This window comes from Streptomyces sp. NPDC002265, assembly GCF_040296125.1.
GTDB lineage: Bacteria > Actinomycetota > Actinomycetes > Streptomycetales > Streptomycetaceae > Streptomyces.
The window spans coordinates 1-14,780 of the sequence record NZ_JBEOWS010000250.1 but is presented as its reverse complement, the minus strand read 5'-3'; the positions used below and the strand labels follow the sequence as shown (position 1 = coordinate 14,780).

General features: G+C 72.9%; 13 protein-coding genes and 1 pseudogene. 6 read left to right on the top strand and 8 right to left on the bottom strand.

Going from position 1 to position 14,780, the window contains the following annotated elements:
• The first annotated feature begins 63 nt into the window (after window positions 1-63).
• Complete coding sequence (locus ABT085_RS32700) at window positions 64-1,104, top strand: NAD(P)-dependent alcohol dehydrogenase (RefSeq protein ID WP_351616151.1); 1,041 nt, start codon at window positions 64-66, stop codon at window positions 1,102-1,104.
• 74 nt (window positions 1,105-1,178) lie between these two features.
• Here the strand turns inward: ABT085_RS32700 and ABT085_RS32695 are convergent, their stop codons facing one another.
• Window positions 1,179-2,651: an FAD-binding protein gene (locus ABT085_RS32695; protein ID WP_351616148.1), complete on the bottom strand. Its 1,473-nt coding sequence runs from the start codon at window positions 2,649-2,651 to the stop codon at window positions 1,179-1,181.
• A gap of 309 nt (window positions 2,652-2,960) precedes the next feature.
• On the opposite strand from ABT085_RS32695, the pseudogene ABT085_RS32690 reads away from it, so the two are divergent.
• Window positions 2,961-3,758, top strand: a pseudogene (locus ABT085_RS32690) (carbon-nitrogen family hydrolase).
• A 19-nt stretch (window positions 3,759-3,777) separates the two neighbouring features.
• Here ABT085_RS32690 and ABT085_RS32685 read toward each other — a convergent pair.
• Window positions 3,778-4,896: a hypothetical protein gene (locus tag ABT085_RS32685; protein ID WP_351616146.1), complete on the bottom strand. Its 1,119-nt coding sequence runs from the start codon at window positions 4,894-4,896 to the stop codon at window positions 3,778-3,780.
• Between the two features lie 125 nt (window positions 4,897-5,021).
• On the opposite strand from ABT085_RS32685, the gene ABT085_RS32680 reads away from it, so the two are divergent.
• Window positions 5,022-6,176 (top strand): cystathionine gamma-synthase, encoded by a 1,155-nt coding sequence (locus ABT085_RS32680; RefSeq protein ID WP_351616143.1) that lies wholly within the window; start codon window positions 5,022-5,024, stop codon window positions 6,174-6,176.
• A gap of 70 nt (window positions 6,177-6,246) precedes the next feature.
• On the opposite strand, the gene ABT085_RS32675 is transcribed toward ABT085_RS32680, so the two are convergent.
• The 3 genes from ABT085_RS32675 to ABT085_RS32665 all read right to left on the bottom strand — a co-directional run bounded on the left by ABT085_RS32675 (window position 6,247) and on the right by ABT085_RS32665 (window position 7,731).
• Entirely contained in the window at window positions 6,247-6,495 is a 249-nt protein-coding gene (locus ABT085_RS32675; protein WP_351616140.1) for a hypothetical protein, read from the bottom strand.
• Between the two features lie 40 nt (window positions 6,496-6,535).
• Window positions 6,536-7,048 (bottom strand): sigma factor-like helix-turn-helix DNA-binding protein, encoded by a 513-nt coding sequence (locus ABT085_RS32670; protein ID WP_351616137.1) that lies wholly within the window; start codon window positions 7,046-7,048, stop codon window positions 6,536-6,538.
• Window positions 7,049-7,224: 176 nt separating this feature from the next.
• The gene (locus ABT085_RS32665; RefSeq protein WP_351616156.1) at window positions 7,225-7,731 is read right to left on the bottom strand and encodes a MarR family winged helix-turn-helix transcriptional regulator; all 507 of its coding nucleotides are present in this window, start codon (window positions 7,729-7,731) and stop codon (window positions 7,225-7,227) included.
• 163 nt (window positions 7,732-7,894) lie between these two features.
• On the opposite strand from ABT085_RS32665, the gene ilvA reads away from it, so the two are divergent.
• Window positions 7,895-9,124, top strand: coding sequence for a threonine ammonia-lyase (ilvA, locus tag ABT085_RS32660; protein ID WP_351616134.1), 1,230 nt, complete (start codon window positions 7,895-7,897; stop codon window positions 9,122-9,124).
• 77 nt (window positions 9,125-9,201) lie between these two features.
• Here the strand turns inward: ilvA and greA are convergent, their stop codons facing one another.
• Window positions 9,202-9,702 (bottom strand): transcription elongation factor GreA, encoded by a 501-nt coding sequence (gene greA / locus ABT085_RS32655; RefSeq protein WP_351616131.1) that lies wholly within the window; start codon window positions 9,700-9,702, stop codon window positions 9,202-9,204.
• A 282-nt stretch (window positions 9,703-9,984) separates the two neighbouring features.
• On the bottom strand, window positions 9,985-10,383 hold the full coding sequence (locus ABT085_RS32650; RefSeq protein ID WP_351616128.1) for a DUF4307 domain-containing protein: 399 nt from the start codon (window positions 10,381-10,383) through the stop codon (window positions 9,985-9,987).
• A 236-nt stretch (window positions 10,384-10,619) separates the two neighbouring features.
• On the opposite strand from ABT085_RS32650, the gene mca reads away from it, so the two are divergent.
• Together mca and ABT085_RS32640 are read left to right on the top strand one after the other, a co-directional pair.
• Window positions 10,620-11,480 (top strand): mycothiol conjugate amidase Mca, encoded by an 861-nt coding sequence (gene mca / locus ABT085_RS32645; RefSeq protein WP_351616153.1) that lies wholly within the window; start codon window positions 10,620-10,622, stop codon window positions 11,478-11,480.
• Window positions 11,473-11,730: a hypothetical protein gene (locus ABT085_RS32640; RefSeq protein ID WP_351616125.1), complete on the top strand. Its 258-nt coding sequence runs from the start codon at window positions 11,473-11,475 to the stop codon at window positions 11,728-11,730. Before mca ends, ABT085_RS32640 begins: the two co-directional genes overlap by 8 nt.
• Window positions 11,731-11,817: 87 nt before the next feature.
• Here the strand turns inward: ABT085_RS32640 and ABT085_RS32635 are convergent.
• A partial coding sequence (locus tag ABT085_RS32635) for a tetratricopeptide repeat protein (protein ID WP_351616122.1) occupies window positions 11,818-14,780 on the bottom strand: 2,963 nt, incomplete at its 5' end.

Sequence of the window (14,780 nt, the reverse complement as noted above, 5' to 3'; positions counted from 1 at the left end):
AGGCTGGACACCGTGCCCGGCCGAGGACGGCCGGGCACGGAATCACCAGCTAGGAGAATCGGCATGACCACTGTCGCCGCTTACGCCGCCCCCGCAGCCAAGGCGCCGCTGGAGCGCACCACGATCGAGCGCCGCGCGGTCCGCGAGTTCGACGTGCTGATCGACATCAAGTTCGCGGGCATCTGCCACTCGGACATCCACCAGGCCCGCGAGGGCTGGGGCGAGGCCATCTTCCCGATGGTCCCCGGCCACGAGATCGCGGGTGTCGTCTCCGAGGTCGGCCCCGGCGTGACCCGGTTCGCCGTCGGCGACCGGGTGGGCGTCGGCTGCATGGTCGACTCCTGCCGCGAGTGCGACAACTGCAAGGCGGGCCTGGAGCAGTACTGCACCGGCGGCGCGACCATGACGTACAACGGCGTCGGCCGGGACGGGGAGCCGACCTACGGCGGCTACTCCGAGAAGGTCGTCGTCGACGAGAACTACGTAGTCCGTATCCCCGACGGCCTCAAGCTGGACGAGGCCGCGCCGCTGCTGTGCGCCGGCATCACTCTGTACTCCCCGCTGCGGCACTGGAACGCGGGCCCCGGCAAGAAGGTCGCCATCCTCGGCATGGGCGGCCTCGGCCACATGGGCGTCAAGATCGCGCACGCGCTCGGCGCCGAGGTGACCGTACTGTCGCAGTCGCTGCGCAAGCAGGAGGACGGCCTGAAGCTGGGCGCCGACCACTACTACGCCACCAGCGACCCGAAGACCTTCGAGGAACTGCGCGGCAGCTTCGACCTGATCGTCTCCACGGTGTCCGCGCCGCTGGACTTCGGCCAGTTCCTGTCCCTGCTGAAGTCCGACGGCGCGCTGGTGAACGTGGGCGCCCCCGAGGAGCCGGTCTCTTTCAACCTCTTCTCGCTGATCGGCGGCCGCAAGACGCTGGCCGGATCCAGCATCGGCGGCATCCGCGAGACCCAGGAGATGCTGGACTTCTGTGCGGAGCACGGCTTCGGCGCCGAGATCGAGCTGATCCGCGCCGACGAGATCAACGAGGCGTACGAGCGGGTGCTCGCCAGCGACGTGCGCTACCGGTTCGTGATCGACACCGCGACGATCTGACCGCGCCGTCCGCCGTCCGCCGTCCGCCGTCCGCCGCCCGCCTTCCCGTCCCCCGGGGAGGCGGGCGCCCGCGCTCAGAAGACGCCCTGGCCAGGGACGAGGATCCCGCGGGGGTCGTACCGGCGCTTCGCCGCCCTCAGCCGCGGCCAGGCCGGGCCGAAGTGGGCCCGCCAGTCCGCGCGGGTGAAGGGGATGCTGCCGACCGGGTACTGGGTGCCGCCGGCCGCGGCGGTCGCCTCGTAGGCGGAGCGGTTGGCCGCCAGCAGCCGGCCGGCGGCGGCGGTGTCGTCCGGCGGCACGGTCCTCAGCACACCGAGGAGGTACGACAGGGAGTCGTCGGAGGTGCGCAGCAGCGGGGCGGTCAGCCGGTCCCGGCGCAGCGGGTAGAGCAGGACGACACCGGGGCCCAGGTCGGCCGGGGTGAGGGCGTCCAGCACCCGGGCGCCGAGCGCGGCGGCGGACGACCCGGGGAGCAGCAGGTTGAGCCACGGGTGGGCGTACGACCACAGGCCCGCCGCCTTCAGCGCGGCCACGGCCGGTGCCAGCCGGTCGAGGAAGTCGTAGTAGGCCAGGTCGGCGCGCTCGGTCCTGGCCGGGTCGTGGCGCAGACCGCGCAGCAGGGCGGTGTCGTCGGGCGCGGGTCCGGCCGGCGGGCCGTAGGCCACCGCCTCCAGCAGGTACGAGCGGAAGGCGCCGTCGGCGTCCGCGACGACCTGGCCCTCGACGTAGTCGAAGCGGTCCTCCTCGACGAGGAGGCGCTGGTCGTCGAGGAAGGTCTCCAGGTCGTCGTAGGACAGCAGGTAGTGGCGTACGGTCTCCGGCGCGCGCACCAGCCGCAGCGTCGCCTCGACGACGACACCGCACTGGCCGAGCCCGGCCAGGACGGCGTGGAAGAGGTCGGGGCGCCGGGTGGGGGAGCAGCGGACGGCCTCGCCCGCGCCGGTGACGACCAGGAGTGCGGTGACGTTGTCGACCTGGGCGCCGTGCCGGTGGGTCTGGCCGCCCAGCCCGCCCACGGACAGGGTGCCGCCGACGGAGAGTTCGAGATAGTCGGTGAAGACGGGCGGGGTGAGCCCGTGGGCGGTCGTCGCCCGGGCCACGTCGCTCCACCGGGCGCCCGCGCCGACGGTGACGGTGGTGCTGTCCGGCCCCACGTGACCGATGTCCGCGAGGGTCGCGGTCTCGATGACCAGACCGCCCGTCACCTGCGCCTGGCCGAAGGTGGCATGGCCCTGTCCGCGCGGCGCGACCGGCAGCCGCCGCTCGTTGCAGAACCGGACCATGGCTACGACGTCGCGGACCGAACCCGGGCGCAGGACGGCGACGGGACGGTGGTGCACTAGGTGCCCGTAGTCGTCGGCGGTGGCGGCGAGCGACGGCTCGTCCGTGACGAGCGTCCCGTCCAGCCGGGGGATCCCGGCCGTGCCCGGACCGGGGGCCGACCCGGCCGCGGCCCAGCCGCGGGTGCCGGCGTCGAAGCCGATCACCGCCGTCCCGGTGACGGTGAGTCCGCGCAGCACGGCACGCCTTGACGGGGTGTGAACCATCCGCCCAACCACCTCTCAGCCGATCCGAAAGGGTCAAATCCAGGTCAGCGTAGGTCAGTTGTCCCCGCCGGACGCGTACTTCCGCCACTCCCGGGCGAGCCGGTGCCGGATGCGGCCGAGGCTGCCGGGACCGGCGCCGCGTCGATCCGTGCCCCCGGACGTGAACCCGGGCGCGCCCCCGGGCGTGAACCCGGGCGGACCCGCAGGGGTGAAGCCCGCGGATGCCTCCTCGCGGCCGCTTCCTTACGCTCGTAGGAACAGGTTTCCTTTGCCTTCGACCGCCGGGACGCGGTCGCGGAGGTGACACCCATGCGTGCCTCGCTGGTACAGCTGTCCGTGGACGCGTCGGACACCGCGGACGAGCGCCGTCACCGGGCGGCCTCGCTGGTGTGCGCCCGGACCGGCGACGATCTGGTGGTCCTGCCGGAGCTCTGGGCGGTCGGCGCATGGTCGTACGACCGCTGGGAGCACGACGCCGAGGGGATCGACGGCCCCACCGCGCAGACGATGTCCGCGGCGGCACGCCGGGCCGGAGTGTGGCTCCACGCGGGATCGATCGTCGAGCGGGACGCGGACGGGACCCTGTACAACACCGCGCTCCTCTTCGACCGGTCGGGCGAACTGCGCGGCCGCTATCGCAAGATCCACCGGTACGGCTTCGACACCGGCGAGGCCACCCTGATGGGCGGCGGCGGCGACATCGTCACCGTGCCCACCGACTTCGGCACGGTCGGCCTCGCCATCTGCTAAGACCTCCGCTTCCCCGAACTCTTCCGGGGCCTGATCGACGCGGGCGCCGAGCTGATCGCGGTGCCCGCCGCCTGGCCCGCGGCCCGGCTGAGCCACTGGCAGCTGCTCACCCGCACGAGGGCCCTGGAGGAGCAGGTGTTCCTCCTGGCCTGCTGCGCCACGGGTACGCACGGCGACATGCGGCAGGCCGGGCACAGCGCGGTCGTCGATCCCTGGGGAACCGTCCTGGGCGAGGCCCGCACCGCGGAGGAGACGCTGACGGTGGACCTCGACATGGCCGAGGTCACCCGTATCCGCACCGAACTCCCCGTCCTGCGCGACCGGGTACTCACCATCGAGGCACCGGCGGTGCGCTGACCACCGGAACGGACCCCGTTCAGTGCGGGAGTGTCGCCGGGCTGCCGCCGTTGGCCTCGTAGCCCCCCACCGCCAGTGCCCGGTACGTCGCGAACTCGGCGGCCGGGTCGGCGGACAGGGCCCAGGGGAGGGCGCCCACGTGGCCGTCGACGTGTATCAGCTGGGTCATCGCCTCGGACCAGCGTTCGGAGCGGACCAGGAAGAAGACGAGGAGATGACGGACGTGCGCCAGCATCGGGTCGTCGGGGCGGGCCGCGTGCACCGCGAACAGCGCGCCGTGGATCGCCTTCGTCACGACCTCGCTCTCGTAGAAGCTCCTGACCAGGTTGACCTCGGGCAGGTGCTCGAAGACCGCGAAGAGCGGCATGGCGGCCAGCAGCGAGCCCTTCGGCGCGCGGGCCGCCGCGGACTCGGCGAAGGAGTACGCCAGCTTGCGCGAACCGTGCCACTTCTCGCACCAGTGGTGCAGCGCCGCCAGATGCGCGCCCATGTGCGCCGGGGCGCGGTCCAGGATCTTCAGCCACAGTTGCTCGAACTCGGACTGGGAGTAAGCCAGCCCGCGGGCCACCGACAGCTCGACGATGTACGGGACCGGGTCGCCGGGGGCGAGCAGCGCCGCCTGCCCGCAGGCGTCCCTGGCCTCCTCCATGATGATCCGGAACTCCTCCGTCCCCGGGGACGACGTCCGCCACGCCTGCTGGACCAGGAACTCGGCGTGCACCGCCGCGCCGCCCGGGTCCTTGGGCGCCTCGGCCCGCCACACCCGCAGCCACTGCCCGCCCGGCGTCTCGCTCACCCCGCCGGGCCGCTGCAGCACCTCCAGCGAGGCCGCCCCCGCGAGGGACTGCACGCGCTGCCAGCGCAGCTCACCCTCCGTCTCGGTGCCGGCCAGCAGCTGCTGCGCCGCCCGGTAGTCCTGGGTGCGCTGCACCAGGTCGAGGACGTCGACGAGGTCCTGGTCGCGGCCGGGCAGTCGGATGTCCAGCTCCTCCTCGCGCACGAATCCGTACGTCGCCGGATCGGCGGCGTCCGGGTGTCCGGGCGCCACCTGCTCGATCCGGCCGCGGCCGGACAGCAGGAAGCGGGTCAGTACGAAGCCCAGCACGGCCAGAGCCATCGGGACCCAGAGAATCTCCATGGCTCAAGCGAACCAGACGGCGCCGACAATTGGCCAACCCGTTCGACGGCCGGCGCCACCGCCACGGAGGTCTCGCCGTCCCGCCGCCCGACACCGGCCTCCCGGGCGCACTACGCTCGGGGCTCATGAGTGACAGGCACATCAGTCAGCACTTCGAGACCCTCGCGATCCACGCGGGCAACACCGCCGACCCCCTCACCGGCGCCGTCGTCCCGCCCATCTACCAGGTCTCGACCTACAAACAGGACGGCGTCGGCGGTCTGCGCGGCGGCTACGAGTACAGCCGCAGCGCCAATCCGACCCGCACCGCCCTCGAAGAGAACCTCGCCGCCCTGGAGGGCGGTCGTCGCGGCCTCGCGTTCGCGTCCGGACTGGCGGCCGAGGACTGCCTGTTGCGTACGCTGCTGAGCCCCGGCGACCACGTGGTCATCCCGAACGACGCCTACGGCGGCACGTTCCGGCTGTTCGCGAAGGTCGTCGCCCGATGGGGCGTGGAGTGGTCGGTGGCCGACACCAGCGACCCCGGCGCCGTACGGGCGGCCATCACGCCGCGGACCAAGGCCGTGTGGGTGGAGACCCCCTCCAACCCGCTGCTCGGCATCACCGACATCGCCGCCGTCGCCCAGATCGCCCGGGACGCGGGCGCCCGGCTGGTCGTCGACAACACCTTCGCCACGCCGTACCTCCAGCAGCCGCTGGCGCTCGGCGCGGACGTCGTGGTGCACTCCCTGACCAAGTACATGGGCGGCCACTCGGACGTGGTCGGCGGCGCACTGATCGTCAACGACGCGGAGCTGGGCGAGGAACTCGCCTACCACCAGAACGCCATGGGCGCGGTCGCCGGGCCCTTCGACTCCTGGCTGGTGCTGCGCGGCACCAAGACGCTGTCGGTGCGCATGGACCGGCACAGCGAGAACGCCACGAAGATCACCGACATGCTCACCCGGCACCCGCGCGTGACCCGGGTGCTCTACCCGGGCCTGCCCGAGCACGCCGGGCACGAGATCGCCGCCAAGCAGATGCGGGCGTTCGGCGGCATGGTGTCCTTCCAGGTCGAGGGCGGCGAGGAGGCGGCGGTCGGGGTCTGCAACCGGGCCAAGGTGTTCACGCTCGGCGAGTCCCTCGGTGGCGTCGAGTCGCTGATCGAGCACCCCGGGCGCATGACGCACGCCTCCGCGGCGGGCTCGGCCCTGGAGGTGCCCGCCGACCTCGTACGCCTCTCCGTGGGCATCGAGAACGTCGAGGACCTCCTGGAGGACCTCCAGCAGGCCCTGGGCTAGCGGCGCCGGGACCGGCAGGTGCCCCGGGCCGGCGGCGTCCGGGGCCCCTCCCGGCGGCCCGCCGGGAGGTTCACCAGCCCGTCAGGGGTGGAGTCGTCTCCGAGGGCGGCTCCACCCAGGGACGGACGGTCAGCGCCCAGACCGTGAACGCCAGCACCCCGGCGACCAGCAGCAGCCACAGCAGACGGCGCGTGCGCGTCCTTCGTCGCAGGATGCGACCGCCACGGCGTACGGCGTCCGCGTGGAGGCCGGGCGGCACCCGGGGCGGGGTCCGCTCCATGATCCGCCGTGCCGCCGCCTCCCGTTCGGGCCTGTTCACCGGTGCCTCCCCTCGCGCGGCCGCCCTGCCCCGGCGGCCGTCACGACGCGGCCGGCTTCGCCTCGGCCGCGGCGGGCGCCGGGCTCCTGGGCGGGTGCAGGAGGGTGGCCGTCGCCCGGTCGCAGATCGCGTGGACGCGTTCGACGGGCAGCCCGAGCAGCGACGCCGCCTGCTCCTCCGCGACCCCCTCGTACAACCGCAGGACCAGGATCAGACGCTCCTGCGGTGTGAGGACGGCCAGCGCGCTCGCGGGGTGCCCGCGGGCGCGACGGCGCATACCGAGGACGCCGTAGCGGTGCCACGCACCATGGGCGAACCGGGTGGCCAGATATCGACGGGTGCGGTCGTACGGATCCTCGCCGCGCAGCCGGTCCCAGGACGCGTAGGTGTGGGCCAGGGCCAGCGTCAGCAGGTGTCGCGCACGGGGGTTGTCTTCCGGTGCCTCCGCCGTGAGCAGCGTGGCGGTGTGCAGCAGCCGTCCGCCCGCGCCGGCCACGAACGACTCGAACTCCCGGTCCTGGCGGGCAGCTTGCGGGGTACGCCGTTCTCGCACCGCGCCTCCAGCCCGACAGCCGCCCTGAGGAAACGGTTCCCCGTCCTTGGCGAGGGAGAACCGGTCTCATATGAGGCCCGGGACGACCTTTCGGTCAAGAGGCGCGCACGGCCGGGAACCGCGGCCCGCGCGTCCCGGTCCGGGAGTCCGCCGCGGGCCGGCGCGCCGACCGAGGCTCAGGAGGCGGGCTGCGGGTTCGAGCCCGGGATCGCCTGGGGCGCCATCCGGGCGGAGAGCGCGCTGTTGAAACGGGTCAGCAGCGAGCAGAACGCCTCCCGCTCCTCGGGCGCCCAGTCGTGCGTCAGCTCGGCCATCAACTGACGCCTCGACGAACGTACTTCCTCCAGTCGCGCCAGCCCCCGCGGGGACAGCTGGAGCACCACCGCGCGCCCGTCCTCCGGGTGCGAAGTGCGCTTGACCAGGCCGGTGTCCACCAGCGGAGCCACCTGCCGGGTGACCGTCGAGGAGTCGATGCCCATGCTCGCGGCGAGCGCCTTGACGCCCATCGGGCCCTCGTTGTCCAGCCGGTTGAGCAGGAGGTACGCGGCGCGGTCCATGGAGTTGCGCACCTGCCCCACGCCCCCGAGCCGGGTCTGTTCGGCGCGGCGGGCGAACACCGCCACCTCGTGCTGGAGGGTGTCCAGCAGGCCGGGGTCACCGAGGGTCGTCATGTCCATCGACATTTCGGGTGTTGTGGGCATGGCCGCGGACTCACTTCATGAAGGGTGCTGGGATGTGGGGGACAGGGTACGCGGCCGAAGGGCGGGCCGTACCGGCGCTGCGGAAACCGGTCTCGCTGGTTGGTCACAATGAAACGCTCCGTGTGTGAACTGCGAGACTTGAGACATGAACTACCGCAAGGCCGACCCCTTGCCGCCGGTCACCCTGGACGACGTGCGCGGAGCGCAGAAGATGCTCGCGGGCGTGGCCCGCACGACCGCGATGGAGGGCAGCAGGTACCTGTCGCGGCTGGTGGGTGCGCCGGTGCACCTCAAGTGCGAGAACCTCCAGCGGACCGGGTCGTTCAAGCTGCGCGGCGCGTACGTGCGGATCGCCGGACTGCTGCCCGAGGAGCGGGCCGCCGGTGTCGTCGCCGCCAGCGCGGGCAACCACGCCCAGGGCGTCGCCCTGGCGTCGTCGCTGCTCGGGGTGCGTTCCACCGTGTTCATGCCCAAGGGTGCCCCGCTGCCGAAGATCAGCGCGACCCAGCACTACGGCGCCGAGGTGCGCCTGCACGGGCACGTGGTCGACGAGACGCTGGCCGCCGCCCAGGAGTACGCGCACGAGACGGGCGCGGTGTTCATCCACCCCTTCGACCACCCCGACATCATCGCGGGCCAGGGCACGGTGGGCCTGGAGATCCTGGACCAGTGCCCCGAGGTCCGCACGATCGTCGTCGGGATCGGCGGCGGCGGACTGGCGGCCGGGGTCGCGGTCGCGGTGAAGGCGCTGCGGCCGGACGTGCGGATCGTCGGTGTGCAGGCGGAGGGCGCGGCGGCCTATCCGCCCTCGCTGGCCGCCGGACGCCCGGTGTCGATCGTGAACCCGGCCACCATGGCCGACGGCATCAAGGTGGGACGGCCCGGTGACGTGCCCTTCGGGATCGTCGACGCGCTGGTGGACGAGGTCCGCACGGTCGGCGAGGACGCCCTGTCGACCGCCCTGCTGCTCTGCCTGGAGCGGGCCAAACTGGTCGTCGAACCCGCCGGGGCGAGCCCGGTCGCGGCCCTGCTGAGCGAGCCGGAGGCCTTCGAGGGGCCGGTGGTGGCGCTGTTGTCGGGCGGCAACGTCGACCCGCTGCTGCTCCAGCGGATCCTGCGGCACGGCATGGCCGCGCAGGGCCGCTACCTCGCGGTGACCGTACGTCTGACGGACCGGCCGGGCGCCCTCGCGGCGCTCCTGGGCGTGCTGTCGGTGGCCGACGCGAACGTCCTGGACGTCAGCCACGTACGGACCGACCCGCGGCTCGGCCTCTCGGAGGCGGAGGTGGAGCTGCACCTGGAGACGAAGGGCGCGGAGCACTGCGCCGAGGTCGGCCGGGCCCTGCGCGAGGCGGGCTACACCGTCATCGGCTGAGGCACCGGGGCGCCTCGCGTACGGCGAAGCCCCCGGCGTCTCGGGGGCGCCGGGGGCTTCGTACGAGATGAAAGGGGTCAGCCGCTGTAGGGCTCGGCCTTCAGGATGCGCACCGAGGCCTTCTTGCCGTTGGGCAGCTCGTACTCCGCGTCCTCGCCGACCTTGTGGCCGATCACGCCGGAACCCAGCGGGGACTGCGGCGAGTAGGTCTCGATGTCGGCGCTCGCGTACTCGCGCGAGGCGAGCAGGAAGATCATCGTGTCGTCCTCGTCGCCGTCGAAGGCGATCGTGACGACCATGCCGGGCGCGACCGTGCCGTCCGCCGAGGTCGGAGCCTCGCCCACCTTGGCGTTCTCCATGAGCTGGGTCAGCTGGCGCACACGGAGCTCCTGCTTGCCCTGCTCCTCCTTGGCGGCGTGATACCCGCCGTTCTCACGCAGGTCGCCCTCCTCGCGCGCGGCCGCGATCTTGGCGGCGATCTCCGTGCGCGCGGGACCAGTAAGGTACTCAAGCTCGTCCTTGAGCTTGTTGTACGCCTCCTGGGTCAGCCAGGTGACGTTCTCGCTGGTCTGGGTCACAGGGTGCTCCTCGTCGGTACAGGGAATACAAAGCATCGCCCTCCCCACAAGAATGGTCCCTCACGGATGGGCGAAACCACGAGCCTAACGGTTCAGGGGCTGAAGGGGGAGGACATAAGCCACCAGAATTCTGTCGGCGCAGGTCAGCGGCTACGCATTCCGGAGGATGCGCACCTCGTCAGCCGGTAGTGGCCGATGTCACCCGGTACTGTCCGGTACGGCCGTTAGAGGCAGGTTCCGGCGGCGGGCGACCGGTGTCGGCGGCGGGCGCCGGGGCCGGTGTCAGCCGGTGTGGCAGCCGAGGAGCTCGGCCGTCGTACCGAGGGCCGTCGTACGCAGGGTGACGACCTTGTCGATCCGCGTGGCCGAGCCGGAGAAGCGGAAGTCCGCCCGGCCCACCTCGGAGCCGTCGGCGGCCTGGGAGCGCAGGGTGCAGTAGCCGTCGGCGCCCGCGTCCTTGTGCACTTCGAGATGGACCTTCACCGCGTGGGCCGAGGCGTCGAAGGTGATCACCTGGGCGCTGATCTCGTTCTTGACGACGTAGTGGTAGCCGAGGAAGCCGATCAGGCCCAGCAGCGCGGCGCCGAGCACGGCCCCGACGACCTTGAGCGTGCGGTCGGCCCGCTCGTCCGAGGAACGGCCGTAACGGCCCTCGGGCAGTCGCGTACTCGCCGTACTCATGATCGTCCTCTCGGCAACGCCGTCGGCGGTGTCGGATGAAGCTCCGAAAGTGCGTTCCGGAGCGGGGCCCCGGAATTATTCGTCCCCCGATTCGGTCACTATAGAAGCCGCCCGCCCGCGGCCCGAGTGCCACCCCCGCGACGACCTCCCTGCGGGGCGGCACCTACCGAACTGCACCCGTGCACCGCGGGCGCCGACCTACCGAGGAATGAGTCTTGACTGACCAGCTGCGACTGATGGCCGTGCACGCGCACCCCGACGACGAGTCGAGCAAGGGCGCGGCCACCATGGCGAAGTACGTGTCCGAGGGGGTGGACGTGCTGGTCGTGACCTGCACGGGCGGGGAACGCGGCTCCATCCTCAACCCCAAGCTCCAGGGCGACAAGTACATCGAGGAGAACATTCACGAGGTGCGCCGCAAGGAGATGGACGAGGCCCGGGAGATCCTCGGCGTCAAGCAGGAGTGGCTCGGCTTCGTCGACTCCGGCCTGCCCGAGGGCGACCCGCTGCCCCCGCTGCCCGAGGGCTGTTTCGCCCTGGAGGACGTCGACAAGGCGGCCGGCGAGCTGGTCAAGCAGATCCGCTCGTTCCGCCCCCAGGTGATCACCACCTACGACGAGAACGGCGGCTACCCGCACCCCGACCACATCATGACCCACAAGATCTCGATGGTGGCGTTCGAGGGCGCGGCGGACGCCGAGAAGTACCCCGAGAGCGAGTACGGCGAGGTCCACCGTCCGCTCAAGCTGTACTACAACCAGGGCTTCAACCGTCCGCGCACCGAGGCGCTGCACCAGGCGCTGCTGGACCGGGGCATGGAGTCGCCGTACGGGGACTGGCTCAAGCGCTGGAGCGAGTTCGAGCGCACCGAGCGCACGCTCACCACGCACGTCCCGTGTGCCGACTTCTTCGAGATCCGCGACAAGGCGCTGATCGCGCACGCCACGCAGATCGACCCCGACGGCGGCTGGTTCCGGGTGCCGATGGAGCTCCAGAAGGAGGTCTGGCCGACGGAGGAGTACGAGCTGGCGAAGTCCCTCGTGGACACCTCCCTCCCCGAGGACGACCTCTTTGCGGGCATCCGCGACAATGCCTGACATGAGCGCAAGCGTGAGTCTGGCAGTGACGCACCTCGTCCCCCTCGCCAAGGAGGTCGACGAGAACAAGGTCACCCCCGGCGTCCTCGGCTTCATCGTCTTCGCGGCGATGGCCCTGGCGGTGTGGGCCCTGATGAAGTCCATGAGCAAGCACATGGGCAAGGTCGACTTCAAGGAGTCCACGGACCCCGCGGCGGAGGCCGGCTCCCGTACGGCGGCGGCCGCCCAGGCCGAGCCCCGGCAGGGCTGACCGTCCAGGGCCGGCCGGACCGGGCAGGGACGGCGCCCCGCCGCCCCACGCCCGTCCGGCCCAGGCCCGTGCCCGGCGCCCGGGGAGTCACCGGGCGGCCCGGGGTCCTTCCGGTACCGGTACCCCCATCACTTCGCGGGCGTGCCGGTCCGGCACCATGCCCAGCCGCCATGCCGGCCAGCCTGCCTCCGGGCTCACGCCCCGCTCCAGCAGCAGCCGGTACGCCTCCAGGAAGCCGGTCAGCTTCTCGTCGCGCAGCGGATGCCCCGACCCGGCGAGCCGGGTCACCTCCGCCAGGGCCGCCGCGGTGCCGGCCTCGGCGCCGTCCGGGTCGGTGTGCGGCAGCAGGGTGCAGCGCAGGAAGGCGGCCCAGTCGGCTCCGCGCAGATCGCCGTACGAGGTGAACAGGTCGGTGGCCTCGTCGCACAGGGCCAGGGCCTGCCGGTCGCGGGCGTTGCCCGCGTCGACGACCGCCAGCTCCAGGCAGGTCCAGGCCTCCCCGTGGGCGACGCCGATGCGCTGGAAGTCGGCGCGGGCGTCGACGAGGAGCTGGCGGGCGAAGCCGGAGTTGCGCAGCGAGCCGGTCTGCGCGGCGCGCTGGTTGCGGGTCACCCGGGCCGAGTGGTGGCGGGCGCAGGCCAGGCCGTAGACGTCGCGTATCCGGGAGAACATCGTGCGGGAGCGCTCCAGCGCGCGCACCGCGCGGTCCAGGTCGCCGGTCTCCTCCAGCGACTGGCCGAGGTAGTAGAGGGTCCAGGCCTCGCCGCGGGCGTCCTCGTTGTCGCGGTGCCGGGCGGCCGCCCGGTGCAGACCGTCCACCGCGGGCGAGGGGTCGCCGGCCACCAGCCGGGCCCGCGCCAGCTGGGTCAGCGCCCAGGCCTCGCCGCGGGCGTCGCGGGTCCGGCCGTACAGGTCGAGGGCCTGGCCGAGCTCCGCCTCCGCGCGCGGTACGTCGCCCATGCGCAGCCCGAGCTGGCCGAGCTGGAAGTGGGCCCACGCCTCGCCGTGCACGGAACCGCCCTCGTGGTGCAGCACCAGGGAGCGGGTCAGCAGGCCGAGGGCCTCGGCGAGGTGGGCGCGGTCGCGTTCCACGGCGGCCAGGGCGTGCATGGTCCAGGCGCGGTCCGTGGCGAGCGCGGGGTCCGCCTGGAGGGCCAGGGCCTCCCGCAGCCGCGCCGCCGCCTCGGTCAGCTGGCCCTGGTGGTGCAGCGTGATGCCCAGCGAGCACAGGGCACGGGCGGCACCGGCGTCGTGGTGGGCCTCCCGGTAGAGGTCGACGACGGACGTGAGGGTCGTGCGGGCCTTGTCGAGTTCGCCGAGCTGGCGGGCCGCGATGCCGGTGCGCCACTGCACCGAGCGGACCAGCAGCCCCTGGTCGACGGACTGGGCCAGCTCGCTGATCTCGCCCAGCCGGTAGAGGTCGCCGCGCAGCAGGCAGTAGTCGCACAGCGCGCCGAGCAGATTCTGCACCGCCGCCTGGTCCACGCCCTCCGCCTGCCGCAGGGTCGCGGTGATGAAGCTCGACTCGTCGTCCAGCCAGCGCAGCGCCTCGTCGAGGGAGGTGAAGCCGTGCGGGCTGAAGCGGTCCGAGCGGGTGGACATGTTGCCGTCGACGAGCCGCAGCACCGAGTCGGCCAGCTCGGCGTAGCTGACGATCAGCCGTTCCTGCGCGGCCGTGCGCTCGGCCGGCTCCTCCTCGTCGCCCAGGCGGGCCTGGGCGAAGGAGCGGACCAGGTCGTGCAGCCGGTAGCGGTCGCCGCGGACGTGGTCGATAAGACCGGCCCGGGAGAGCGTCTCGAGCAGCCGGGAGGCCTCCTGCCGCTCGGTGGCCAGCAGCGCGGCGGCGGCCGCCGCGCCGAGCGAGGCCCGGCCGGCCAGGGCCAGCCGTCTGAGCAGCCTGCGGGCCGGGTCCGGCTGGTCGGTGTAGCGCAGCCACAGCGCCCGCTCGACCGGTTCGACCGGGCCGTACGCGCTCAGGTCGGTGGCGAGCTGCCGGGGCGAGCGCGGACCGAGCGCGGAGCCCGCGACCCGCAGGGCCAGCGGCAGCGCCCCGCACAACCGGCTTATCAGGTCGGCCGATTCGGCGTCGTAGGGCCCTGAGCTGTCCTGGGCGACCGCCCCGAGGAGCGCCTCCGCGCCGGCCGCGTCCAGGGCCCGTACCGGCAGCCGGTGCACCCAGGCGGCCAGGTCGGCGGGCAGCTCCAGCGGCTCGCGGGCGGTGACCAGCACCAGGCTGTCGGAGCGCTCGGGGACCAGTGTGCGGATCTGCTCGGGGTCGCAGGCGTCGTCCAGGACCACGGTGACGGGCAGCCCGGTCAGATGCTGGTGGTAGAGCTCGGTCAGCCGTTTGACCTGCTGTTCGGGGGAGACGCGCTCCCGGAACAGCAGCTGCTCGCGGGGCGCGCCGAGCCGGTTGAGCAGATGCAGCAGCGCGTCGCGGGTGGGCAGCGGCGGTTCCTGCGCGCTGTCGCCGCGCAGATCGACCACGCACGCGCCCCGGAACTGGTCCTTCAGGTCGTGGGCGGCACGGACCGCGAGGGTGGTACGGCCACTGCCGGGCGCCCCGTGCAGCACGACGACCGTCGGCCGGGTCTCCGAGCTCGCGCGGGCCGCCTGCACCCACTGCCGGATCTGCGCCAGCTCGGTGCGCCGTCCCGTGAACGGCCCGCCGGGCTCGGGCAGTTGCCCGAAGGACTGGCCCAGCACGCTGCGGCCGCGCGCGGCCGCGCTCTTGTCCGTACCGCGCAGCTGCGGCCCCGTCTTCTTCGGGCCGGTGGAGGCGCTCAGCACCCGCTGCTGGTCCAGGAACGGACGGATCCCGCGTACCTCCAGTGCCGTCAGCCACTGCAACCTCAGCTGTTCCGGGCCGCCGGGCTGGCCCACGGCTCCCGCCCGGTGGTGGGCGGCCGGCAGATGGGAACCGGCCACCTTCACCACGGTCGCCGCCGCGCCGGCCACCCCGACGGTGGCGCCCGCGGCCAGCGCCGAGCCCGCGCCGGTGCCCAGGGCCAGGTCGGTGACGGCGGCCGCGTCCGGCGCCACGGCCGCCA